Here is a 24372-nt window from a genome sequence, read left to right on the forward strand (position 1 = left end):
CAAAAATAACATTAAAAAGGTTTTATTATGCTTGTTGATTTCAATGTAAAGAACTTCCGTTCATTTAATGAGCGACAAGATTTTAGTTTAATTAAGAGTAAAAGTGATGAGAATCTAAATAATTCTTTTAATATTAATGAAAACTCAAACTTTAGCTTGTTAAAAACAGCTGCTATTTATGGTGCTAATGCTAGTGGAAAATCCAATTTTTTGAAGGCATTATCAACAATGAAACGCATGGTCACTGGAAATTATCAACGGGGAGATAAACTCCCTGTTGTTCCGTTTAAACTAAATAGTTCTACAATTAATCAGCCAACAGAATTTGAGATTACATTTATTGTTGATAACGTACGCTATCAGTATGGTTTTAGTGCATCTTCAACCCAAATCTATGATGAGTGGTTATTTGCCTATCCTAAAAATCATGCTCAAAAATGGTTTGAGAGAATTTGGAATGAAGAAAATAAATCACATGATTGGAAATTTAGTTCATTCTTATTAGGTTCGAAACAAATCTGGTTACAATCAACGAGAGAAAATGCTCTATTTTTAGCAACCGCAGTACAATTAAATAGCGAACAATTAAAACCTATTTTTGACTGGTTTAATGATACCTTACATTTTGCGAATTCTGATGGGTTCGCACCTATCTTTACAGCAAATTTATGTGAAGATGATAGAAAAAGAGATGTTTTAAAATTTCTAAAAATGGCAGATTTTCATATTTCAGACATCAAAGTTGAAGCAACAGAATTTAATATCGCTGAACTACCAGCAGATATGCCAGAACCATTAAAAGATTTTTTAAGTCAAAATCTCAAAGGTGAAAAGAAATTACAGTTAGAAACTATTCATGTTGATAATAATGGTAAGCCAGTACCATTTAATTTCCATGATGAGTCAGATGGTACTCAAAAGTTTTTTGCTTTTGCTGGTCCAATTTTAGATGTTCTTAAAAATGGTTATGTCTTATGTATTGATGAATTGAATGTAAATTTACATCCTAAACTTGTTCAATTCCTAGTTGAGTTATTTCATAGTAAAGAGAGTAATACTAAAAATGCTCAATTGATCTTTACTACACATGAAACTTCTATTTTAACGCAGGATGTTTTCCGTAGGGATCAAATTTGGTTTTGTGAACGTTCAAAAGAACAATCATCTGTATTATACCCATTGTCAGACTTTAGTCCTAAAAAAGGTAAAGAAAATTTAGAGTTAGGCTATCTTTCAGGTCGATATGGTGCATTACCATTTATTAGCACATTTTTTGGAGTACAATAAATGGGAAGTGATGATTTACATAAAAAAAGAAAAGCTCAAACACTAAAACAAAAACAGAGAAAAATAGGAATAAGAAAGGCTTATGATCGAGTATTAATTGTATGTGAGGGATCTGAAACTGAACCTTTATATTTCAAAGCTCTGAGAGAAGAATATCAATTGCATACTGCAAATATAGAGATCTATAACCCTTCAGGTTCAGATCCAATGAGTATTATAAAGTATGCTAAAGAGCGATATGTTGCCGCTAAAAATGAAGGGAATCCTTTTGAAAGGGTATATTGTGTTTTTGATAAAGATCAACATACAAATTATGATTCGGCAATTAAGAGCTTAGAATGCATGCAACCTAAAAATATCTTTTTTGCTATTACATCAGTTCCTTGTTTTGAGTATTGGATTCTATTACATTTTACCTATACAACAAAACCTTATATTGGAACAGATAAAAAATCATCAGCTGATAATGTCATTAGTGAATTAAAACAATACATTCCAAATTACGAGAAGAATGTTAATATTTTCAATCTAATAAAAAATAATCTATCATTTGCAATATCAAATGCTAGAAGAGCAAATGAAGTCGCTAAAAAAACATCTACGGATAATCCATCCACTAAAATAGTTGATCTTGTAGAATATCTTATCAATTTGTTACACCAAAAATAAGAGTATTTTTAAATTTTGATAAAATAGCGGTATCTCTACCGCTATTTTTTATCCCTATTTCAATGGTTTTAGCCGCCAAAATCTAAAACCATTTTCCACAATGCCTCTTTTACGCAATTTTACCAGTATGCGATTGACTGCCTTATAACTCTTATCGCCAACATCAACAAATTGCGGCATTCCTACCAAGACTAAGACTTTTTCAGCAATCTCACCACAAAACATCCAATCTGGATTTTCACGCAAAACTTGAGCGACCAATCTCATCGTAATTAAGGATGGCTGTTTTGACTCTTTCGGCATATAAGGTTGAGTTAAGGAGTTAATTTCTTGTGCCAAGTATTGCATCTGTATTGTTAGCTCATTTTGTTTTTCTTTTAGCTTTAATAGACGTTCGACTAATTCGTGTTTCAGCAGCTTTTGTGCCATAACAAAAATCCCTATTGAGTTAAAATTTCAATAGGGATTTTAAGGTTTTCAATCGGTTAAATCTTTGTGCAACTGCTACATAATACCGTGAATTTCAACCGCTCTTTCTTTCCTTTCTACAAATACGATTACTTGACTTCTAATTCCACATTATCAAACAATTTTTTTACCGCATTGTTATCACGCAAGCGTTCGGCTTTTTCTACCATTGGACGGGTGAGGTGTGGTGAGAAATATTCGATAAAATCATACATATAGTTACGTAAAAACGTACTTTGCTTGAAGGCGATTTGTGTCATACTGGAACGGAATAAATGACCGGCATCAATCGCAACAAGATCACTATCAAGCTCGGTGTGTGCCATGCCTGCCATAATTCCTACGCCTAGTCCTAAACGCACATAAGTTTTTATTACATCAGCATCAGTAGCCGTAAAAACGATATTTGGCAAAATTCCGGCGGCATTAAAAGCGTAATCCAAATCCGATACCCCTGTAAAACCAAAAGTATAGGTGACAAGGGGGTATTTCCCGAGTTCTTCAATCGTGAGATTTTTTACTTTTGCCAAGGGATGCTCTAATTTCACTATGACAGAGCGATTCCACAAGTAGCAAGGTAATTGAATAAGATCATCAAACAAATAGGGGGCTTCCGTGGTAATTGCCAAATCCACTTCACCGGACATGAGCGCATCATGAATTTGTGTGGGTGAACCTTGATGAATATGCAAACTGACATCAGGATATTGTTTAGAAAAGCGTTCAATCACTGAAGGTAACGTATAACGTGCTTGCGTATTTGTCGTCGCAATACGTAATACCCCATGATCAGGACGCGTATATTCATAGGCAACCGATTTGATACTTTCCGCTTTTACCAACAATTCACGTGCAATAGAAATAATTTTTTTCCCTGCCGGTGTAATGGATTTTATATGTTTGCCATTACGTTCAAAAATTTCCAAGCCTAATTCATTTTCTAACAAACGGACTTGTTTGCTGATACCCGGTTGTGACGTATAAAGCGTATTTGCCGCTTCCGTCACATTCAAATTTTGATTCACTATTTCCACAATATAGCGAAGTTGTTGCATTTTCATCTTAAATACCTATTTTTTATAGCGTTTTCCTAATTCTGAATAACGTTTTACCGCTTTCCGAATTTGCCCTGATTTTGGTCGACGACGAGGCCTTGTGACATCAAGTTTGGTTTCTGTTTCCGGTGGTAGTCCGACCAATTCACGCAGATAGTTAACGTTTTCAAGATCCATTTCTTCCCATCCGCCTCGTGGTAAACCTTTCATTAATTTGATATTTCCGTAACGGATACGAATCAAACGGCTGACTTGAATTCCTTGGGATTCCCATAAACGGCGTACTTCTCGATTACGCCCTTCCGTTAAAGTGACGTCATACCACTGGTTCATTCCGACGCCACCAATAAATTTAATTTCTTTGAAATTTGCCGGCCCGTCCTCAAGCTGAACGCCTTTGCGTAACCGAGCTAACATAGCATCATCCACTTGCCCGAATACCCGTACGGAATACTCACGCTCCACTTCTCGGCTTGGGTGCATTAGACGGTTCGCCAATTCGCCGTCGGTGGTAAATAATAATAAACCGGAAGTATTAATATCCAAGCGTCCCACAGCAATCCAACGAGCACCATTCAAACGTGGTAAACGATCAAATACGGTTGCTCGCCCTTCCGGATCACTACGGGTGCAAAGTTCACCTTCCGGCTTGTAATACATCAAGACACGACACATTTCTTTTTGTGCCTGTTGAAGATTAATAATACGACCGTCAATACGCACTTTAACCCCCGAATGAATGTCAATGCGATCACCCAGTGTCGCGATTTTCCCATCTACACTAACCCGATTTTCAGCAATCATCACCTCAATTTCGCGGCGTGATCCCTGCCCAGCACGCGCGAGAACTTTCTGTAATTTTTCGCCCTCAATTTTCGTGTTAGATAATGATGTTTGGCGTTTCGTTAGGGATTTATGCTCAGAATGTACGGTACTTTGCTTCTTTTTATGATCAAAGTGCGGTCGGTTTTCACTCTGTTTTCTGATATTTTTGTTGGATTGATTGATTTTCATCTTATTTCCTTTGTCGCTTTCACAAGCGTCTTTGTATAAATTAAATAAATGGCTCAGTAGAACCACTTCCTTCACGTAAGATAACGGGTGTATCTTCCGTTAAATCCACCACGGTTGTGGGCGCTTGTCCTAAATATCCGCCATGAATGATTAAATCCACTTGGTGTTCTAAACGCTCCCGAATCTCTTCAGGATCCGATTGCGTGATATGTTCTTCCCCCGGCAGCATCAACGAACAGGAAAGAATCGGCTCACCCAATGCACTGAGTAAATCTAAAGCGATTTGATTATCCGGTACCCGTAAGCCAATGGTTTTACGTTTTGATGTCATTAAACGACGTGGTAATTCTTTTGTGGCCGTTAAAATAAAGGTATAACGCCCCGGTGTATTATTTTTGATTAGACGATAGGCAACATTGCTTACCATGGCATAATGAGACAATTCGGATAAATCACGACACACCAAGGTGAAATTATGCCCATCCGGTAATTTTCGAATCGCAATAATACGATCCATCGCATGTTTATCCCCGAGCATACAACCTAGTGCATAACCGGAATCCGTGGGGTAAACAATGACTCCTCCTTTACGCAAAATTTCTACTGCTTGGTTTATTAAACGTACTTGTGGGTTTTCAGGATGAATATAAAAAAACTGGCTCATAATTTTTTCCTTAGAATATTGCTAGGATTATACACCTTTTATCATCACGTTATAAAAATTTGTTATAAAAAACCGCACTTTGAATACATGATCAAAGTGCGGTCATTTTTCAATGCATTTTTATTTTAGCAATGTTCTCAGTGCCGAACCAATCTCCGCTAAACTTCTTACTGTTTTCACTCCTGCGGATTCAAGGGCTGCAATTTTATCTTCAGCGGTGCCTTTACCGCCACTGATAATCGCCCCAGCGTGTCCCATACGTTTACCTTTTGGCGCGGTAACACCTGCAATATAACCAACCATCGGTTTAGTGATATGGGCTTTAATATAAGCCGCTGCTTCTTCCTCCGCAGATCCCCCTATTTCACCAATCATTACAATGGCTTCAGTTTCGGGATCATCTTGGAAACGTTTTAAAATATCAATGAAACTTGAACCCGGAATCGGGTCGCCACCGATTCCCACACAAGTGGATTGTCCAAAGCCTTCATCAGTAGTTTGTTTTACCGCTTCATAAGTCAACGTACCGGAACGGGAAACAATGCCGATTTTCCCTTTTTTATGAATGTTTCCCGGCATAATACCAATTTTACATTCATCCGGCGTAATTACTCCGGGGCAGTTTGGACCGATCATTACTACACCGGTTTCATTTAATTTTTGCTTTACCATTAACATATCAAGTGTGGGAATGCCTTCAGTAATACATACGATAAGTTGAATGCCTGCATCAATGGCTTCTAAAATCGCATCTTTACAAAATGGGGCAGGAACATAAATCATCGTTGCAGTCGCACCGGTAGCACTAACAGCCTCGCGCACGGTATTAAATACCGGTAAGCCTAAATGTGTACTTCCCCCTTTATTTGGTGAAACGCCCCCCACCATTTTTGTACCATAAGCAATCGCTTGTTCGGAATGAAATGTACCCTGTGCTCCGGTAAAGCCTTGGCAAATGACTTTAGTCTCTTTATTAATTAATATCGACATACTTATTCTCCTTTCACTGCATTCACCACGGCTTGTGCGGCCTCTTGTAAACTATGGGCGGCAATTAAATTAACACCACTTTCCGATAAAATTTTACGTCCTAATTCTGCATTCGTCCCCTCTAAACGTACGACCACAGGCACTTTGACTCCAACTTCTTGAACTGCAGCAATTACGCCTTCCGCAATGAGATCACAACGAACAATACCACCAAAAATATTGACTAAAATTGCTTTTACACCTTTATCCGTCAAAATAATTTTGAAGGCTTCAGTAACACGTTCTTTTGTCGCGCCACCTCCAACATCAAGGAAATTTGCCGGCTCACCGCCATAAAGTTTAACAATATCCATTGTTCCCATAGCAAGCCCTGCGCCATTTACCATACAACCAATATTGCCTTCCAATGCCACATAATTTAATTGGTGTTTTTCAGCTTCGGCTTCTCGCAAATCACTTTGGCTTAAATCTCGCAGTGCGAGTAAATCTTTATGACGAAACAGGGCATTATCATCAATAGACATTTTGGCATCCAAGCAAACTAAATTTCCTTGTTTTGTGATCACAAGTGGATTGACTTCCAAAAGAGCAAGATCTTTTTCAATAAACAATTTTGCTAATTGCACAAATACTTGGGTAAACTGCTTATTTTGTTCCCCGCTTAAACCTAATTTAAAGGCTAGTTCTCTGCCCTGATACGGCATGCCTCCAAATAATGGATCAATTGTGACTTTATGAATTAAATGAGGCGTTTCCTGTGCAACATCTTCAATATTCATTCCACCGGCGGAGGATGCCATAAAAACAATTTTTTGTGAGGAACGGTCAATTACTGCACCAAGATAAAGTTCTTGGTCAATATCACAAGTTTCTTCAATATAAATACTGCTAACAGGCTGCCCCTGTTTATCGGTTTGGAACGTGACCAAACGATTTCCCAACCATTTATGAGCAAACGCTCGGGCTTCTTCTGCATTATGTACCAGTTTTACCCCACCGGCTTTACCACGTCCTCCTGCATGGACTTGACATTTTGCGATCCAACGCTCACCGTTAAGTTGGAAAAGCGCCATGGCTGAGTCATCAGGCGAATGACAAATAATCCCTTCACTTACCGGTAAGTTATATTCTTTAAAAAGCTGCTTTGCTTGATATTCATGTAGATTCATAAGATTACCTGCATTTTTTTCACTGTTTATAGGAAAATGAAAAATATCATTTTTTCGTAAAAAAATAAAAGTGCGATCAAAACTGACCGCACTTTCCATCTAAATTTCTAACAGTAATCTTGTTGGATCTTCTAACAATTCTTTAATCGTCACAAGAAAACCAACCGATTCTTTACCATCAATTAACCGATGATCATAAGAAAGTGCCAAATACATCATAGGACGAATTACAACTTCTCCATTCAATGCGATCGGTCTCTCTTTAATCGCATGCATACCTAAAATCGCACTTTGTGGTGGGTTAATAATTGGGGTGGACATTAATGAGCCAAATACTCCCCCATTTGTGATCGTGAAATTACCACCCGTTAAATCTTCCACAGTCAACTTACCATCACGCCCTTTTTCTGCAAGGTTTTTGATTTGTTTTTCAATTTCTACCATACTGAGCTTATCACAGTTACGTAACACCGGTGTAACTAAACCTCGTGGTGTTGAAACCGCAATACTAATATCAAAATAGTTATGGTAAACAATATCATCACCATCAATAGATGCATTGACCTCCGGATAACGTTTCAGTGCTTCAACAACGGCTTTGATATAAAACGACATAAAACCTAAACGCACATCATGCTGTTTTTCAAATTTTTCACCGTAGGTTTTACGCAATTTCATTATCGGTTGCATATCCACTTCATTAAATGTCGTGAGCATTGCTGTGCTATTTTTTGCTTCTAGTAAACGTTCTGCAATGCGTTTGCGTAAACGTGTCATTGGAACACGTTTTTCAGAACGAGACTGGTAAGCCACAGTGCTAACAGTATTTTGCTCTGTTGCAACTTGTTCTTTTACCTTCTGAGCCTCCCGTTTAGCGAGCTCACGTTCAATATCTTCACGGGTAAGTCTTCCCCCCACTCCTGAACCTTGAATTTGTGACGATTCAAGATCGTGCTCTGCCAATAAGCGGCGAATTGCCGGACTTTGATCCGAGGCGTTATTATGGCTATTTTCAATCGCTGCATTTTTGCGATCTGCTGGCGTAGGTTCATTACTTTCCTTTATCGTTGCCGGGCTCACATCACCGGCTTGTGTGGTGGAAAGTTTACCAAGCACTTGCTTGCTCACCACTGTCGCGCCTTCCGGCTCTAAAATTTCAACAAGCACTCCATCAGATTGTGCCGGCACTTCCAGCACAACTTTATCCGTTTCAATTTCAACTAAGACATCATCACGTTTTACCGTTTCCCCTACTTTTTTATGCCATGTTGCCACTGTCGCATCTGCAACAGATTCAGGGAGATCGGGAACAAGAATTTCAATTGTCATATTTTTTCCTTATTTATTTTCAAGTTTTTGTAGGAATATGAAACGTAAATCTTTGTGCAAGAATACTGAAATATGTAGCTTCATACCCTACAAATCATTGTTATTTTTGACCGCACTTTTACCGTGTTAGTGCATCATCCACCAGTTGTTTCTGCTGTTTAGTATGTAGTGACATATAACCCACTGCCGGTGAAGCTGATGCCGGACGACCTGCATACTTCAATTTCACTTCATCCGGAATAGAACTCTCAAAGTTATGTTTACTACTATACCACACCCCTTGATTGAGCGGTTCTTCTTGACACCACACATAATCGTTCACATGAGCATAAGGTTCAAGGGCTTTTTTCACATCTTCATGAGGATAAGGATAAAGTTGTTCAATTCGAATAATAGCGACATCGGTTTGATTGTTAGCACGACGTTGTTCCAATAGATCATAGTAGACTTTGCCGGAACACAATACGACACGTTTAACACCTTTCGGATCAAGTTCATCCACTTCTCCAATCACCGTTTGGAATGCACCATTAATGAGTTCGTCAAGCGTTGATACAGCCAAAGGATGACGTAATAAGGATTTTGGTGAAATCGCAATTAACGGTCGGCGCATTTTACGTAAAGCCTGACGACGTAACATATGGTAAACCTGCGCAGGAGTGGATGGAATACAAACTTGCATATTTTGTTCGGCACAGAGTTGCAGATAACGCTCTAAACGTGCGGAAGAATGTTCAGGTCCTTGCCCCTCATAACCATGAGGCAATAGCATGACTAACCCACACATTCTTCCCCATTTTTGTTCACCTGAACTGATAAATTGATCAATGACAATCTGCGCCCCATTAGCGAAGTCGCCAAATTGTGCTTCCCAAATTGTAAGCGTTTTAGGATCTGTGGTGGCATAACCATATTCAAAAGCAAGAACAGATTCTTCCGAAAGTACGGAATCCCACACTTCAAAACGTCCCTGATTAGCGTGTAAATGAGTGAGTGGCACATAGCCGGTTCCATCATTCTGATTGTGTACAACAGCGTGACGATGGAAAAATGTGCCACGCCCTGCATCTTCACCGGATAAACGAACATTTGTCCCTTCATCAAGCAAGGTTGCGTAAGCCATAGTTTCAGCCATTCCCCAATCGAATAATTTTTCACCTTGGTACATAGCTTTACGATCATTATAAATTTTTTCAACTCGAGGATGGGCTCGTAAGCTTTCCGGATATTCACATACACGTTTAGCCAACGTGATGAAACGCTCTTTAGGGAATTGGTTATCATAAGGTGATGTCCAGTCGTAATTCAAATATTGCAACCAATCCATTTTTGCCGTATCCATTTCACGCCATTCAGCCACGACACGATCACCATTGTCTAAAGCATCACGATAGAGATTCATCATTTCAATCGCTTGCTCTTCCGTAATGACACCTTCATTAACTAACCGATCGGCGTAAACCTTACGTGGTGTCGGATGTTTTTTAATAATGCTATACATCATTGGCTGGGTTGCCAGTGGCTCATCCGCCTCATTATGACCATGACGGCGATAAGAAATCAAATCAATGAAAATATCACGTTTGAATAGATTACGATATTCCACCGCCATACGGGCAGCGAAGGCAACGGCTTCCGGATCATCACCATTAACGTGGATAATTGGTGCTTGGATCATTTTGGCAATATCGGTACAGTATTCAGTGGAACGGGTATCATTAGGATTTGATGTGGTAAAACCAATTTGGTTATTGATAACGATACGGATCGTTCCGCCCACGGTATAACCTCGAGCATTAGACATATTTAAGGTTTCTTGTACAACCCCTTGTCCTGCCACCGCTGAATCGCCATGGACGGTCACCGCTAACACTTGAGATCTTTCACTATCATTTCTCTTCGTTTGACGTGAACGAACCGCACCAATGACGACAGGGCTAACAATTTCCAAATGAGATGGGTTAAATGCAAGCGTTAAATGAACAAGATTTTCATCCACGGCAAAATCAGAAGAAAAACCTTGATGATATTTCACATCCCCCGTACGATCGCCTGAATGTTTACCGGCAAATTCATCAAACAAATCTTCCGTTTTTTTACCCAATACATTGACGAGCATATTCAGACGACCACGGTGTGCCATTCCCATCACTACATCTTTCACACCTTGCTTGCTGGCATGGCGAATAATTTCTTTCATCAGAGGAATAAAAGCATCACTTCCTTCTAAGGAAAAACGTTTTGCCCCCGGGAATTTCGCTCCAAGATAGCGTTCTAAACCATCAGCCGCAGTTAATTCATTAAGAAAATTGATTTTTTCTTTATGGGTAAAGAGCGGTTGATTTAAGCGACTTTCTAACTTATTTTGAAGCCACATTTTTTGTTCCATATCTTGCACATGCATAAACTCTAAACCGATAGAACCACAGTAGGTTTCTTTCAGCATACCGTTTAAGTCGGCAAGTGTAATGGTGTCGCGTTGATAAACATAGTGATTAATATTGAAGGTTTCATTGAGATCCTGCTCGGTAAAACCATGATAACGGTAATCTAATTCCGGCACACTGGAAACCTTCCAACGATAATAGTTCAGAGGGTCAAGTTTTGCTTCCAAATGACCTCGAAATCGGTAGGCATTAATGAATTGTAATACTTTTACTAATTTTGCACTTGCTTCAGGATCAATGACCGTGACAGTGTCTGAGTTATTTTCACGAGCTAAACGACGGAAATAATCACGAACCGGCGAGTGGGGCTGCTCAAGTGCGGTTGATTTTGGAAAGGAATCGAACGTGTTTTTCCAACTCTCATCAATCGAATGGGGGTCATCTAAATAGCGTTCATATAATTCTTCGATATAGGCTTGGTTTGCACCACCTAATGCCGTTGTTGCCAACCATTCATCAAAAGCTTTGTTTGGTTGCATATTCACCTCGAATGATATTATCTGGTTAAGTTCGCCCGACATTATACATAGGATTAAAAAGGAAAAAATATTCCATTTAAAAGTTTGTTACAAATTTGTGATCTAGCTCAACAATATTTTTATTATTAACTAAAAATAACAAAGCCTGACAAACTGTCAGGCTTAAAAAAGTGAGGTTAAATTTAACCTGCTTTTAGAAAGTGAGATAAGGTGAAATTTTCTCAATCGTCGTTTCACCTAATCCATTAATTTTTGATAATTCCGTCACATTCTTAATTTTTCCAACTTGATTGCGATAATCAATAATTGCTTGAGCTTTTTTCTCACCAATACCGGAAAGTTTTTGCAACGTTTCGGCATCCGCCTTATTAATATTTATCTTTGCACTTGAGACAACTTTGTCTTTTTCCTCTTTCGCCTTATCTTTTATTGAATTTAATTTTTCAGTTGTTTTTTCTTTCATTGATGAAGAATTGGAAGCTTTCACTGACTTCACCTTTTCTTTCGTAGAATCAAATTTTTCTTTTGTAGATTCCTTTGCGGATTTCACTAAATCTTTTGTTTGTTCTTTTGTGCTGACGGCTTTTTCTACCATGCTTTCTTTTTGGTTTTGAGAGATGGAATTTATATTGGTAACGGCTTCTTTTTTAAAACTTGTGACAGCATTCTCATTTGCAAATGCGGAACCGGAAACAACTAATGCCAGTGCGGTTAAACTTAATAAAGATTTTAAAGATTTCATAAAAAACTCCTATAAATAATATTTTGTTAAAGGACGGTTATAAGACTAAGATTTTTCATATTAGTTCGTTTTTAATAAACAAAAAAAGTGCCTCGGAGAGGCACTACTCGGAAAGCAAAATTTATACCGGCTATTTAAGATAGCACTTATTTTAAGTGGGTTCAGGATACGCCGATAAAAAATTTATGCAAATACCTATTTTCAAATTTGTGAACTCAGTCACGGTTTTTCTTAAATATTTTATTTTTTCAATAAAAAAGGCGCTTATTTTGCGCCCTTTCTTTAGAAAGAAAACGTTAACCGTTAATAAATTTTTCACCTAATTCTATATCTGCACGTAATGTAGGCAGCATTGCATCCAATGCATTTTGTTCAAATTCACTTAAGATACCAATTGGTAAAATTTCTTCTACGCCTTCTTTACCTAAACGAACCGGCTGTGCAAAGAAACGGGCATACTTGCCATCACCTTCCACATAAGTGCATTCCACCACCGTTTCTCCACTTAACCCTTTCACTAATGAACGAGCAAAACGAGCTGCTGCTTGAGCCATAGAAAGCGTAGCCGATCCGCCTCCAGCTTTCGCTTCTACTACTTCAGTACCTGCATTTTGGATGCGTTTTGTTAAAGGTTCAATTTCCTCTGCGGAAAATTCAGCATAAGGGACTTGAGAAAGTAAAGGAAGAATCGTCACACCGGAATGTCCCCCAATAACAGGTACAGTTGTACGAGAAACATTTAGGTTTTTCAATTCAGCGACAAACGTCTCTGAACGGAGAACATCTAGGGTTGTGACACCAAATAATTTACGTTTGTCATAAACACCCGCTTTTTTCAATACCTCTGCAGCGATTGCCACGGTTGTATTAACCGGATTAGTAATGATACCTATGCAGGCTTTCGGACAAACAGCCGCTACTTTTTCAATTAAACTACGAACAATACCGGCATTAATATTAAAAAGATCAGAACGATCCATTCCCGGTTTACGGGCAACGCCGGCTGAAATTAATACCACATCAGCCCCTTCAAGAGCAGGGCTTGGATCTTCACCGGAAAATCCTTTCACTTTTACTGCAGTTGGAATATGGCTCACATCCGCCGCTACACCAGGGGTGACCGGCGCAATGTCGTAAAGCGACAACTCTGTCTCTGCCGGTAATTGTAATTTTAATAATAATGCTAATGCCTGACCGATACCGCCGGCCGCACCTAATACTGCAACTTTCATGTTTGCTCCTTATTAAATGAATGAAACAGGTGAATTTTAAAAGGTTAGTTCATAAATTACAAACACAGAAATTCAATTATGAGATCTAGCTCAAATTTCTATCTATAAATCTTTTGTTTTATGAATTTATTTTGGATTTTAATTGCATATTATGAATTTTTATGCAACGCTTATGCAAATTTAATATTCCTCAAGGTCAAAAGTGGATAATTTAACAAAAGTATTTAAAGAACTACTTAGTCAGGAACGTTTTGCCTCACAAGGTGAGATAGTTGAAGCCCTAAAAAATCAAGGCTTTTCCGGTATTAATCAATCAAAAGTTTCACGTATGTTGAGTAAATTTGGGGCGGTACGCACACGCAATACAAAAATGGAAATGGTTTATTGCTTGCCGAATGAACTCAGTGTGCCGGCAACAAGTAGCCCATTAAAAAATTTAGTATTGGATATTGATCACAATGAATTTTTGGTCGTCATCAAAACAACACCGGGAGCCGCACAGTTAATTGCACGCTTACTTGATTCCATTGGAAAACCTGAAGGTATTCTTGGCACAATTGCTGGCGATGATACGATTTTTGTAACGCCGACATGCTCAACCTCAATTTTAACGCTGATCGGACGTATTCAAGACTTGTTTGAAAGTTCACTCTGATGAATATACTTATCACCGGTGGAACGGGACTAATAGGACAAAAGTTAGTGCCTACACTTTTACAAAAACGGCATCAAATTGTACTCTTTACCCGTAATAAGGAGAAAGCGAAGCTCCTTTTTCCGCAAAAAACATTAAGATTTTTGACCGCACTTTCTTCCTTTAAAAATTTAGATGAATTTGATGTCGTAATTAATCTTGCGGGTGAACCTATTTTTGAAAAGCGTTGGAGCAACGCACAAAAGATGAAGTTATTTAATAGCCGAGTCAAGCTTACCCAGCAATTAGTCAATCTCATTAATGCGGGGAGTAATCCGCCACGCTTCCTTTCCGGCTCAGCCACAGGTATATATGGTGATCATTCAAATCAGTTACTCACTGAAGCAAGTCCAATAGCTCATAACACATTTACTGCCCAACTTTGTCAGGCGTGGGAAAATACGGCATTACAAGCTAATACAAATGTTTGTATTCTTCGTACCGGTATTGTGCTTTCTCCTAATGGCGGGGCGTTAAAAAAAATGCTTCCGTTATATCGTTGTCACTTAGCCGGTTATTTAGGAAAGGGCTCTCAATACTGGGCATGGATTGCGTTAGAGGATATGGTAAGAAGCATCATATTTTTACTTGAACAGCCAAAATGTCATGGCATTTACAATTTAGTTTCGCCACAATCTGTTACCAACCAAGTCTTCAATCAGCAACTTGCCCAAGCCTTAAAAACTTACGCCCTCTTCCCTATTCCGGCCTTTGTTTTAAAGCTTATTTTAGGAGAACGTGCAAATATGTTGCTAGAAAGCCAAAAGGTTTTTCCAAAGCGGCTTCTTGAAGCGGGGTTTACCTTTCACTATGAAGATTTAACCCAATATTTGACCGCACTTTTCTCACCAAAATAACATAAAAAAACGCACTTTGATTATCACCAAAGTGCGTTTTATTTCTTATTAAATCTAGTCGTTACTACTTGAGAAAATTGAAAGTAATCTTAGTAAACTTAAGAATAGGTTATAAATTGCGACATAAATACTCACTGTGGCACGAATATAATTTGTCTCACCACCGTGAATGATATTGCTAGTTTCATATAAAATCGTCATCGTTGAGAAAACAACAAATAATGCACTAATTGCAATGGCCAATGCTGGGATTTGGAAGAAGAAACTTGCCACCATACCGAGTAAAAGCACAATGAAAAGAGCAAACATTGCAGTTGCAAGGAATGACATATCTTTTTTCGTAGTCAACACATAAGCAGAGCAGGCAAAGAAAACAATTGCTGTGCCGGCAAATGACAACATGATTAAATCTTCCATACCATTTGCCACATACATATTGAGAATGGGTCCAATGGTATAGCCCATAAAACCGGTAAAGGCAAATGCTGCTAAGATACCCGCAGGACGGTCAGCTAAACGATGTGTGATGAAAAGTAAGCCGTAAAAGCCCACAAGTAAAACAATAATGTTTGGATAAGGCAAATTCATCGCCATAGAAATATAGGCAACTACTGCCGAAAATGCCATTGTCAGCCCAAGCAAGAAGTAAGTATTACGAAGCACTTTATGGGTGCTTAATAAGGATTCATCTCTTGAGTCAACAATAATGCGTGATTGCATATAAAAGCTCCTTAATTGTATAGTTAAATGCAGATAGTAAAGTAAGGGTGTATGTGTAAAAAGTCAATGGCTGATAGAAAAATTATTACTCATTTAAACCCAAAAGAAGGCCAAACGAATAAATTCACAACGTATTATAGATTTACCATTTTTTAATACATCTTTAACCAAAGGCATTGATAAGTCTCAAACCACGACAACTTTTAATTGATAGCATTAAATATCCCATTGATAATATGTCTGGCATTTAAGCTTGTGCAAAACAAAAATTGTTGATGATACAACGCAAGCTAGAAATGCAGAAACCAATCGTGTTATAAAATCCCGAAAAAGTTACTGATGTGCTTTCCGATTGGAATTTCTTCTCATCAATAGGCTACACTGATAACTGTGGAGAATATCAACCTATGGGGATTGTACACAGTAGCAAATATGTGATAAGAAGTCACATCACCCCTCAGCATCCACACCTTAAATGCCCTCAATTATGGCAAGCAAACCTTAATTGCAGGCAGCTTGGGGGTGAGTATCGCCACCTCCGATGAATCTGCCGAAGATCAGCAAATTCAAGAAAAAATGAAGAATAAATTACACGTAGCGTATAAGCTGTTTTGAAGCAATAAGCCAAGGTAATTCATAACAATACTAGAACACAAACATACCCATAATTTTACGGGCTTGTGAGATATTGCCTAATTCTTCGGCTAGATTAAGTAAACCGGTTTTGTGTTTTTTAGTTACATCAGAAAAGATAAAATCATTCAACCAACTAAGCCTTAGTTTAGGAACATTTCACATAATTTCGGAACACTATTGAAAAATAATTGCTTCAGATTATTGATACATATCGGCTTTTTCTTGGCAAATAAAGTTCTCATTTTTTATGGAAAATTTCACGATTTAAGGTAAACTAGCCGCAATTTTTATCCTATCTTTTTATATTTAGAGGTTTATATGTCTAAAATTGCATCAATTGTTGATGTGTTACAAGGAAAAGTCTCGATTGGTGAAACCGTTACAGTACGAGGCTGGGTTCGAACTCGTCGTGATTCCAAAGCAGGCTTATCTTTCTTAGCCGTGTATGACGGCTCCTGTTTTGACCCAATTCAAGCCATTATTAATAGCGATATTGAAAATTACGAAACCGAAGTTTTACGGCTTACTACTGGTTGCGCTGTAATCGTTACAGGTAAAGTCGTTGAATCACCAGCTGAAGGGCAAGCTGTTGAATTACAAGCAGAAAAAGTGGAAGTAACCGGATTTGTAGAAGATCCCGATACCTATCCAATGGCAGCAAAACGCCATTCAATTGAATATTTACGGGAAGTCGCGCACTTACGTCCACGCACTAATATTATCGGTGCCGTAGCACGTGTACGTCATTGTTTAGCACAAGCCATTCATCGTTTCTTCCACGAACAAGGGTTTTATTGGGTGGCGACCCCACTTATTACCGCCTCTGATACAGAAGGTGCGGGAGAGATGTTCCGAGTTTCTACTTTGGATCTTGAAAATCTTCCACGAGATGAAAAAGGTGCGGTCGATTTTAGCCAAGATTTCTTTGGCAAAGAATCGTTTTTAACGGTTTCAGGGCAATTAAATGGTGAAACCTACGCCTGTGCACTAAGCAAAATTTACACTTTCGGTCCAACTTTCCGTGCTGAAAACTCTAACACAACCCGTCACTTAGCTGAATTTTGGATGGTTGAACCTGAAGTGGCCTTTGCAACCTTAGCGGACAATGCGAAGCTTGCCGAAGATATGCTGAAATATGTATTCCGTGCAGTACTAGCCGAACGCAAAGATGATTTGGCTTTCTTTGAAAAACATGTTGATAAAGATGTAGTTACTCGTTTGGAAAACTTCGTAAATTCCGATTTTGCCCAAATTGATTATACCGATGCTATTGATGTTCTCCTAAAATCCGGTAAGAAATTTGAATTCCCGGTTTCTTGGGGAATTGATCTTTCTTCCGAACATGAGCGTTATTTAGCAGAAGAGTACTTCAAATCCCCTGTTGTGGTTAAAAACTATCCGAAAGATATTAAAGCATTCTATATGCGCTTAAATGATGATGGAAAAACTGTCGCCGCAATGGACGTATTAGCACCGGGAATTGGTGAAATTATTGGCGGTTCACAACGTGAAGAACGTTTAGAAGTGCTTGATAAACGTATGGAAGAAATGGGACTAAATCCTGAAGATTATTGGTGGTATCGCGATCTTCGTAAGTATGGTACCGTTCCCCATTCCGGCTTTGGTCTCGGTTTTGAGCGCTTAATTGTCTATGTCACCGGTGTACAAAATATTCGTGATGTTATCCCATTCCCGCGTGCACCGAGAAATGCTAATTTCTAGGTAAAAATAGTCACTCAATTGACCGCACTTTTATGTGCGGTCAAATTTTTTATTTTAAGGAAAGCAATATGAATAAAATTGAACAACTTTTTGCTAATAATGCAAGTTGGGCACAACGGATGAAAGAGGAAAACTCCACCTATTTCAAAGAGCTTGCTGATCACCAAACCCCTCATTATCTTTGGATTGGCTGCTCTGATAGTCGTGTTCCGGCAGAAAAACTAACAAATTTAGAACCTGGAGAACTATTTGTCCACCGTAATGTAGCAAATCAAGTGATTCATACGGATCTCAATTGCCTTTCTGTTGTACAGTATGCAGTGGATGTACTCAATATTGAGCATATTATCATTTGTGGCCATACGAATTGTGGTGGAATAAAAGCGGCAATGGCAGATAAAGAATTGGGATTAATTAATAATTGGCTACTTCATATTCGCGATATTTGGTTTAAACATGGCCACCTACTTGGCAAACTTTCTGCGGAAAAACGTGCCGATATGCTCACCAAAATTAATGTTGCAGAACAAGTATATAACCTTGGTCGCTCTTCTATTGTGAAAAGTGCGTGGGAACGAGGGCAAAAACTTTCCCTCCACGGCTGGGTCTATGATGTTAATGATGGATTTCTCGTCGATCAAGGAGTAATGGCAACAAGTCGTGAGACCCTAGAAATATCTTATCGAAACGCAATTGCCCGTTTGCTCACTCTGGAAGAAGATGACATTCTCAAAAAAGAACAAGATAAGTAATGAAAAAGTGCGGCCAATTTCAACCGCACTTTTTATCTTTTACGAGATATTATGTCGCCATTGCATAAAGATATTTTTATACATTCATTACATCATATCGCTCTTTTATTTTGCTTGTTCTGTTTGCATATATAGTAACCGATCAATATTTGTAAGATATTGTCCCAGCTCTTGTGTTTCAGGTTTATGAAGATAAGGGATCTTACCTAATAGTGGGGCATCAATATTTTTTTCTAAAAAATCAATAATTTCTGCATAATGGCTTAAAAGTGGATTAACTCGATTTGCTACCCAGCCTAATAAAGGGACGCCCAAACTTTGGATCGCTTGAACCGTTAATAAGGCATGACTAATACAACCATCTTTGATTCCCACAACAAGTACAATCGGCATTTTTCGCTCTTTTACCCAATCAGCAAAACCTTTATTGTCCGTCATAGGCGTTAATAAACCAAATGCCCCCTCTACAGCAACGGACTGATACTTATGACATAGGGTATCAAGCATTTTATTAATTTTATCTAATTTAATACGTGATTTTGTTTCAACCAACATAGGTAAACTATGATTAAAGGTATAACTATTAATTTCCTCATAAGCAACATTTTGCTCGGTAGAATCCATTAATACCAAAACATCACTATTTTCTTTATTATCATAGTCACCCACAACATCCTGTTCAGTAGGATAAATGCTATCTTCGGCGCTACATGCAATTGGTTTAAAGCCAACAATATTTATTCCACGACTTTGTAATGCTTGGATAATCGCTCGACAAGCAGTGGTTTTACCCACATCGGTATCTGTCCCTGTAATAAAAAAGCTGCTCATTTTCTTCTCCTTACATTCTATTGTTTATAGGCTTGAAAAATAGCAGCCTAAAAGTGCGGTCGATTTTAAAAGTATTTTTCCGGTAAAAATTTGAGCTAACTCAATATTTATAATCTTTCAAAAAGAAATTCAAGGGTTATTTGATCTCACTCAAACTATTAAATAGCCCGTCATCTTGTTCCGGTATCTGTAAATAAAATCCTTGTGAAAGAATTTTCTCTTTCACATCATACTTATCTGCATGGCGAAGAGATTGATTACCGGCTAAATTAAACATCATCACCAGTTCAGGTTTACCAAAATGAGCCAGTAACATTGATGGAACAGCAGAAAAATCATCACGTTTTTGGATATAAAGATAACTCCCAGGCTTTTTCCGACTTCTATAAATCGCACATAACATTCTCTTTTCCTCTAAAAAAAGAAAATCCCCACCAGATGATTCCGGTAGGGATTATGCCTCTTACAAACTTATTTTGTTGCGTCTTTCACTGCTTCGGCTGCATCAGCTGCTTTTTCAGCTGCCGCTTCTTTCATTGAAGACATCGCTTCTTTTGCTTCATCAATCTTTAACGCTGCAGCATCTTTTATTTCAGCCGCTTTATCTGATGCCATATTTTTCATCTCTTCCATCTTAGCCACAGTAGCCTCTTTTGCTTCTTCAACTTTAGCGACAGTTGCATCTTTCATTTCAACGGCTTTGTCCGATACCGTATTGGTCATCTCTTCAATCTTAGCGACAGCAGCATCTTTTTTAGCCTCCGCAGCGTCTTTCACTTCAGCCATTTTATCTGACGCCGCATTTGACATCTCCTCAATCTTTGCGACAGCAGCATCTTTTGTTTCTTCAACTTTAGCCACAGTTGCATCTTTCATCTCAGATACTTTTTCTACTGTTGAATTTTTTGCCTCTTCTGCTGCTAATTTAACCGAGTCCATTGCATTGCTTGCAGCTTCTTTCACCTCAACCACAGCTTGTTTCGCTGAATCTTTTACTTCGGTTGCTGCATTAGTTGCCGCTTCCTTAGCTGTTTCCACCTTTTGTGCTGCCTCTTGTTTATCAAAACAACCTGTTACCGCTAAACTTGCACCTAGTACCAATGCTGCTAATACTGATTTTTTCATTTCTTATCTCCTATTGGGTTAAATGAATGGGAAAACATATTGAGTTTTGCGTGGTGTAGTTTACGTAAAAAAATTAAAAATAAAATAGTCAGATATAAAATTTACATTTTTTCAATATAAATCTGATGATTAAACAATCAAACACATCCCTATCATAATGAAATAAAAACACTTTTTAAAAGTTCCAATTTGAAAATTTATTTTTTGTAAAGAAATCATACATTAAAAACGATGATATTTTAATCAAACCGGAGCTGTAAATATTTTCGTTTTTAGCCAAGCTATTAGAAAAATAGCCACAGATAATAGAAAACCACTATAAATTGCTCTCCCCTAAAATAAACCTCTTAGATCTACCCTAAATTTCTTATTGTTCTTCCTTTCATAAATAGGGATAATAACGCCCTTATTTCAAAGGCTAGTAACAATGACACATTATATCTTATTGATTATCGGTACAGCATTAATTAACAATTTCGTATTGGTGAAATTTCTTGGGCTTTGCCCGTTTATGGGAGTATCAAAGAAAATTGAAACTGCCATCGGTATGGGATTAGCAACAACTTTTGTTCTCACCGTTGCCTCCCTTTGTTCATATCTAGTGGATCACTATATTCTTTTGCCTTTGAATGCCACATTTTTACGCACGCTTATTTTCATTTTAGTGATCGCGGTTGTAGTTCAATTTACTGAAATGGCAATCAATAAAACCAGCCCAACACTTTATCGTTTACTGGGTATTTTCCTACCCTTGATTACAACAAACTGTGCTGTACTGGGGGTCGCATTACTCAATGTAAATCTTGCTCATAATTTAACTGAATCGGTTATTTACGGTTTTGGCGCATCATTAGGCTTTGCGCTTGTTTTAGTACTCTTTGCAGCCTTGCGTGAACGTTTGACTGCAGCTGATGTCCCTATTGCATTTCGTGGCGCTTCCATTGCGTTAATTACGGCAGGTTTAATGTCCCTTGCTTTTATGGGCTTTACGGGGCTAATTAGATAATGATGTTCGCCCTATGATTTATCTTTTAATGACAATCACGGTGCTGATTTTATTTATCGGACTCTATCAAAAATTTTCAGGAAAAAGAAAGAAATAATGACTACACTACTCATTGTCATCACCCTACTCGCCTTAATTTTTGGTGCGGTTTTGGGCATTGCGTCCTTAAAACTAAAAGTGGAAGCCGACCCCGTCGTAGAAAAAATTGATGCCATATTGCCGCAAAGCCAATGCGGTCAATGTGGTTATCCGGGTTGTAAACCTTATGCGGAAGCTATCTGTAACGGTGATATGATCACAAAGTGTATTCCCGGTGGACAATCAACAATCGTAAAAATTGCTGAAATTTTGGGTGTAGATGCTCCACCAATGGAAGGGGTTGAAGAACCCATCGAAATGGTGGCATTTATTGATGAAAATATGTGTATTGGTTGTACTAAATGTATTCAAGCCTGCCCGGTAGATGCCATTATCGGTACAAATAAAACAATGCATACGATTATCCCTGATCTTTGCACAGGCTGTGAGCTTTGTATCGCCCCCTGCCCAACAGATTGTATCTCGATGATTCCGGTAAAAAAAGATATCAACAATTGGGATTGGAAATTTGATGCAAAGCTAGTGATTCCGGTAGTAAATGTAAACGGTAGCGAAAAAAAATGGGTTGTGGGGGAATAAATGGCAGACATTCTATCTCGTTTTAATTCCGGTAAGATTTGGGATTTCAAAGGGGGGATTCATCCACCTGAAATGAAAGAACAATCCAATCATCAACCGCTAAAGCGTCTTCCTTTAAGTCGGGATTTTTATATTCCACTCAAACAACATGCGGGGCTTGCTGGAAACCTTTTAGTCAAAGTCGGGGATTATGTTTTAAAAGGTCAGGCTTTGACGCAAGGCGATGGTTTACGCACACTTCCCATTCACGCCCCCACATCCGGAACAGTTATAAATATTGCGCCGTATATTGCAGCTCATCCCTCCGGCTTTGATGAACCAACAATTCATTTACAAGCAGATGGGCTTGATCAAAGTATTGAATCACATCCTGTTGAGGATTTTCTCAGCCTAACACCTGAACAGCTTATTGAAAAAATTTATCTTGCCGGCATAGCAGGTCTTGGTGGGGCGGTCTTCCCAAGTGCAGCCAAAATTCAATCTGCTGAGAAAAAAGTCAAACTCCTCATCATCAATGGTGCCGAGTGTGAGCCTTATATTACCTGTGACGATCGTCTTATGCGTGAAAGAGCAGAGGAAATTATTGAAGGAACACGTATTCTGCGCTATATCCTACGCCCTGAAAAAGTAGTGATTGCCGTAGAAGATAATAAACCGGAAGCCATTGAAGCCCTCAACCTCGCCCTACAAGGTGCAAATGACATTGAGGTTCGGGTCATTCCCACAAAATATCCTTCCGGTGCAGCAAAGCAACTCATCTATTTGCTCACGGGCATGGAAGTTCCTAGTGGCGAACGCTCCTCCAGTATTGGCGTATTAATGCATAATATCGGTACTGTATTTGCAATAAAAAGAGCGGTTATTAATGACGAACCTTTAATTGAACGTGTCGTTACCCTGACAGGCAATAAAATTCAAGAAAAAGGGAATTATTGGGTACGCCTTGGTACACCAATTCATCATGTACTCAGTTATACAGGCTATCAACTTGATGAACGTTTTCCTGTTTTTGCAGGCGGGCCGATGATGGGACTGGCACTGCCAAATCTTAATGCCCCTATCACTAAAATTGTCAATTGTTTACTTGCACCGGATTATTTTGAATATGCGGAACCCGAGCCGGAACAAGCCTGTATTCGTTGCTCAAGCTGTTCTGATGCTTGTCCGATAAACTTAATGCCACAACAGCTTTATTGGTTTGCACGCAGTGAAGATCACAAAAAATCGGAAGAATATGCTCTAAAAGATTGCATTGAATGCGGGGTTTGTGCCTATGTTTGCCCAAGCCACATTCCTCTTATTCAGTATTTCCGCCAAGAAAAAGCAAAAATTTGGCAAATGAAAGAGAAACAAAAGAAATCGGATGAAGCCAAAATTCGCTTTGAAGCAAAACAAGCCCGTATGGCACGTGAAGAACAAGAACGCAAGGCACGTTCACAACGAGCTGCAGAAGCTCGTCGTGAAGAATTAGCTAAAACTCACGGAGAAGATCCGGTGAAAGCGGCACTTGAGCGATTAAAAGCCAAAAAATCAAATGCTGAAGACACAACACCAATTAAAATCATCACCTCAGAAAAAGGTGAAATTTTACCGGACAATACTGATATGATGGCATTGCGTAAAGCTCGCCGTTTAGCACGTCAGCAAAGTAATAACCTCGCTAAAAGCGAAATTTTAGAGCCAAAAACAGAAGAAAATTCGACCGCACTTGACCCGAAAAAAGCCGCCGTTGCAGCGGCAACCGCTCGGGCAAAAGCGAAGAAACTATCACAATCAACAAATAAAATAACCAATGAAACTGAAAGT

General features: G+C 38.6%; 24 protein-coding genes. 9 read left to right on the forward strand and 15 right to left on the reverse strand.

What is annotated here, in order from left to right; genetic code table 11:
- The first annotated feature begins 27 nt into the window (after positions 1-27).
- Together BKK54_RS11060 and BKK54_RS11065 are read left to right on the forward strand one after the other, a co-directional pair.
- Positions 28-1287, forward strand: coding sequence for an AAA family ATPase (locus tag BKK54_RS11060; protein WP_077543123.1), 1260 nt, complete (start codon positions 28-30; stop codon positions 1285-1287).
- Entirely contained in the window at positions 1288-1956 is a 669-nt protein-coding gene (locus BKK54_RS11065) for an RloB family protein (protein ID WP_077543124.1), read from the forward strand.
- 54 nt (positions 1957-2010) lie between these two features.
- On the opposite strand, the gene BKK54_RS11070 is transcribed toward BKK54_RS11065, so the two are convergent.
- From BKK54_RS11070 to mdh, 10 genes are all read right to left on the reverse strand, one after another.
- On the reverse strand, positions 2011-2385 hold the full coding sequence (locus tag BKK54_RS11070) for a hypothetical protein (RefSeq protein WP_077543125.1): 375 nt from the start codon (positions 2383-2385) through the stop codon (positions 2011-2013).
- 128 nt (positions 2386-2513) lie between these two features.
- Positions 2514-3485, reverse strand: coding sequence for an HTH-type transcriptional regulator CysB (cysB, locus tag BKK54_RS11075; RefSeq protein WP_077543126.1), 972 nt, complete (start codon positions 3483-3485; stop codon positions 2514-2516).
- 9 nt (positions 3486-3494) lie between these two features.
- Positions 3495-4493: a 23S rRNA pseudouridine(2605) synthase RluB gene (gene rluB / locus BKK54_RS11080; protein ID WP_077543127.1), complete on the reverse strand. Its 999-nt coding sequence runs from the start codon at positions 4491-4493 to the stop codon at positions 3495-3497.
- Positions 4494-4533: 40 nt separating this feature from the next.
- Positions 4534-5157 carry an L-threonylcarbamoyladenylate synthase gene (locus tag BKK54_RS11085; RefSeq protein ID WP_077543128.1) on the reverse strand — a complete coding sequence of 208 codons (624 nt, stop codon included), beginning with the start codon at positions 5155-5157 and terminating at the stop codon, positions 4534-4536.
- A 120-nt stretch (positions 5158-5277) separates the two neighbouring features.
- On the reverse strand, positions 5278-6147 hold the full coding sequence (sucD, locus tag BKK54_RS11090) for a succinate--CoA ligase subunit alpha (protein ID WP_077543129.1): 870 nt from the start codon (positions 6145-6147) through the stop codon (positions 5278-5280).
- Between the two features lie 2 nt (positions 6148-6149).
- Complete coding sequence (gene sucC, locus BKK54_RS11095; RefSeq protein WP_077543145.1) at positions 6150-7316, reverse strand: ADP-forming succinate--CoA ligase subunit beta; 1167 nt, start codon at positions 7314-7316, stop codon at positions 6150-6152.
- A 99-nt stretch (positions 7317-7415) separates the two neighbouring features.
- Positions 7416-8645, reverse strand: coding sequence for a 2-oxoglutarate dehydrogenase complex dihydrolipoyllysine-residue succinyltransferase (odhB, locus tag BKK54_RS11100; protein ID WP_077543130.1), 1230 nt, complete (start codon positions 8643-8645; stop codon positions 7416-7418).
- A gap of 118 nt (positions 8646-8763) precedes the next feature.
- Positions 8764-11571 carry a 2-oxoglutarate dehydrogenase E1 component gene (sucA, locus tag BKK54_RS11105; protein WP_077543131.1) on the reverse strand — a complete coding sequence of 936 codons (2808 nt, stop codon included), beginning with the start codon at positions 11569-11571 and terminating at the stop codon, positions 8764-8766.
- Positions 11572-11764: 193 nt separating this feature from the next.
- Positions 11765-12313, reverse strand: coding sequence for a ComEA family DNA-binding protein (locus BKK54_RS11110; protein ID WP_077543132.1), 549 nt, complete (start codon positions 12311-12313; stop codon positions 11765-11767).
- A 296-nt stretch (positions 12314-12609) separates the two neighbouring features.
- Positions 12610-13545, reverse strand: a complete 936-nt coding sequence (gene mdh / locus BKK54_RS11115) for a malate dehydrogenase (RefSeq protein WP_077543133.1) — start codon at positions 13543-13545, stop codon at positions 12610-12612.
- 202 nt (positions 13546-13747) lie between these two features.
- On the opposite strand from mdh, the gene argR reads away from it, so the two are divergent.
- Positions 13748-14200 (forward strand): transcriptional regulator ArgR, encoded by a 453-nt coding sequence (gene argR / locus BKK54_RS11120; RefSeq protein WP_077543134.1) that lies wholly within the window; start codon positions 13748-13750, stop codon positions 14198-14200.
- Positions 14200-15096: a TIGR01777 family oxidoreductase gene (locus BKK54_RS11125; protein ID WP_077543135.1), complete on the forward strand. Its 897-nt coding sequence runs from the start codon at positions 14200-14202 to the stop codon at positions 15094-15096. Before argR ends, BKK54_RS11125 begins: the two co-directional genes overlap by 1 nt.
- Positions 15097-15150: 54 nt before the next feature.
- Here the strand turns inward: BKK54_RS11125 and BKK54_RS11130 are convergent, their stop codons facing one another.
- Positions 15151-15816, reverse strand: coding sequence for a Bax inhibitor-1 family protein (locus BKK54_RS11130; RefSeq protein WP_077543136.1), 666 nt, complete (start codon positions 15814-15816; stop codon positions 15151-15153).
- A 645-nt stretch (positions 15817-16461) separates the two neighbouring features.
- Positions 16462-16581 carry a helix-turn-helix domain-containing protein gene (locus BKK54_RS12075; protein WP_244153144.1) on the reverse strand — a complete coding sequence of 40 codons (120 nt, stop codon included), beginning with the start codon at positions 16579-16581 and terminating at the stop codon, positions 16462-16464.
- 189 nt (positions 16582-16770) lie between these two features.
- Here BKK54_RS12075 and asnS point away from each other — a divergent pair, with 189 nt between their 5' ends.
- Together asnS and can are read left to right on the forward strand one after the other, a co-directional pair.
- Positions 16771-18174, forward strand: coding sequence for an asparagine--tRNA ligase (gene asnS / locus BKK54_RS11135; protein WP_077543137.1), 1404 nt, complete (start codon positions 16771-16773; stop codon positions 18172-18174).
- 68 nt (positions 18175-18242) lie between these two features.
- Positions 18243-18926: a carbonate dehydratase gene (gene can, locus BKK54_RS11140; protein ID WP_077543138.1), complete on the forward strand. Its 684-nt coding sequence runs from the start codon at positions 18243-18245 to the stop codon at positions 18924-18926.
- Between the two features lie 105 nt (positions 18927-19031).
- Here the strand turns inward: can and bioD are convergent, their stop codons facing one another.
- The 3 genes from bioD to BKK54_RS11155 all read right to left on the reverse strand — a co-directional run bounded on the left by bioD (position 19032) and on the right by BKK54_RS11155 (position 20882).
- Entirely contained in the window at positions 19032-19757 is a 726-nt protein-coding gene (bioD, locus tag BKK54_RS11145) for a dethiobiotin synthase (RefSeq protein ID WP_077543139.1), read from the reverse strand.
- Positions 19758-19893: 136 nt separating this feature from the next.
- Positions 19894-20160 (reverse strand): YcgL domain-containing protein, encoded by a 267-nt coding sequence (locus BKK54_RS11150; protein ID WP_077543140.1) that lies wholly within the window; start codon positions 20158-20160, stop codon positions 19894-19896.
- A 68-nt stretch (positions 20161-20228) separates the two neighbouring features.
- Positions 20229-20882: a hypothetical protein gene (locus BKK54_RS11155; protein WP_077543141.1), complete on the reverse strand. Its 654-nt coding sequence runs from the start codon at positions 20880-20882 to the stop codon at positions 20229-20231.
- 427 nt (positions 20883-21309) lie between these two features.
- On the opposite strand from BKK54_RS11155, the gene rsxA reads away from it, so the two are divergent.
- The 3 genes from rsxA to rsxC form a co-directional block, all read left to right on the forward strand.
- Positions 21310-21888, forward strand: a complete 579-nt coding sequence (gene rsxA / locus BKK54_RS11160) for an electron transport complex subunit RsxA (protein ID WP_077543142.1) — start codon at positions 21310-21312, stop codon at positions 21886-21888.
- 96 nt (positions 21889-21984) lie between these two features.
- Complete coding sequence (gene rsxB, locus BKK54_RS11165) at positions 21985-22566, forward strand: electron transport complex subunit RsxB (protein ID WP_077543143.1); 582 nt, start codon at positions 21985-21987, stop codon at positions 22564-22566.
- A partial coding sequence (gene rsxC, locus BKK54_RS11170) for an electron transport complex subunit RsxC (RefSeq protein ID WP_077543144.1) occupies positions 22567-24372 on the forward strand: 1806 nt, incomplete at its 3' end.

The organism is Rodentibacter genomosp. 1, from assembly GCF_001999285.1.
GTDB lineage: Bacteria > Pseudomonadota > Gammaproteobacteria > Enterobacterales > Pasteurellaceae > Rodentibacter.

Coding starts and splice junctions, on each gene's coding strand:
- BKK54_RS11060 (WP_077543123.1), top strand. CDS start 28: ATGCTTGTTGATTTCAATGTAAAGAACTTCCGTTCATTTAATGAGCGA.
- BKK54_RS11065 (WP_077543124.1), top strand. CDS start 1,288: ATGGGAAGTGATGATTTACATAAAAAAAGAAAAGCTCAAACACTAAAA.
- BKK54_RS11070 (WP_077543125.1), bottom strand. CDS start 2,385: ATGGCACAAAAGCTGCTGAAACACGAATTAGTCGAACGTCTATTAAAG.
- cysB (WP_077543126.1), bottom strand. CDS start 3,485: ATGAAAATGCAACAACTTCGCTATATTGTGGAAATAGTGAATCAAAAT.
- rluB (WP_077543127.1), bottom strand. CDS start 4,493: ATGAAAATCAATCAATCCAACAAAAATATCAGAAAACAGAGTGAAAAC.
- BKK54_RS11085 (WP_077543128.1), bottom strand. CDS start 5,157: ATGAGCCAGTTTTTTTATATTCATCCTGAAAACCCACAAGTACGTTTA.
- sucD (WP_077543129.1), bottom strand. CDS start 6,147: ATGTCGATATTAATTAATAAAGAGACTAAAGTCATTTGCCAAGGCTTT.
- sucC (WP_077543145.1), bottom strand. CDS start 7,316: ATGAATCTACATGAATATCAAGCAAAGCAGCTTTTTAAAGAATATAAC.
- odhB (WP_077543130.1), bottom strand. CDS start 8,645: ATGACAATTGAAATTCTTGTTCCCGATCTCCCTGAATCTGTTGCAGAT.
- sucA (WP_077543131.1), bottom strand. CDS start 11,571: ATGCAACCAAACAAAGCTTTTGATGAATGGTTGGCAACAACGGCATTA.
- BKK54_RS11110 (WP_077543132.1), bottom strand. CDS start 12,313: ATGAAATCTTTAAAATCTTTATTAAGTTTAACCGCACTGGCATTAGTT.
- mdh (WP_077543133.1), bottom strand. CDS start 13,545: ATGAAAGTTGCAGTATTAGGTGCGGCCGGCGGTATCGGTCAGGCATTA.
- BKK54_RS11125 (WP_077543135.1), top strand. CDS start 14,200: ATGAATATACTTATCACCGGTGGAACGGGACTAATAGGACAAAAGTTA.
- BKK54_RS11130 (WP_077543136.1), bottom strand. CDS start 15,816: ATGCAATCACGCATTATTGTTGACTCAAGAGATGAATCCTTATTAAGC.
- asnS (WP_077543137.1), top strand. CDS start 16,771: ATGTCTAAAATTGCATCAATTGTTGATGTGTTACAAGGAAAAGTCTCG.
- can (WP_077543138.1), top strand. CDS start 18,243: ATGAATAAAATTGAACAACTTTTTGCTAATAATGCAAGTTGGGCACAA.
- bioD (WP_077543139.1), bottom strand. CDS start 19,757: ATGAGCAGCTTTTTTATTACAGGGACAGATACCGATGTGGGTAAAACC.
- BKK54_RS11150 (WP_077543140.1), bottom strand. CDS start 20,160: ATGTTATGTGCGATTTATAGAAGTCGGAAAAAGCCTGGGAGTTATCTT.
- BKK54_RS11155 (WP_077543141.1), bottom strand. CDS start 20,882: ATGAAAAAATCAGTATTAGCAGCATTGGTACTAGGTGCAAGTTTAGCG.
- rsxA (WP_077543142.1), top strand. CDS start 21,310: ATGACACATTATATCTTATTGATTATCGGTACAGCATTAATTAACAAT.
- rsxB (WP_077543143.1), top strand. CDS start 21,985: ATGACTACACTACTCATTGTCATCACCCTACTCGCCTTAATTTTTGGT.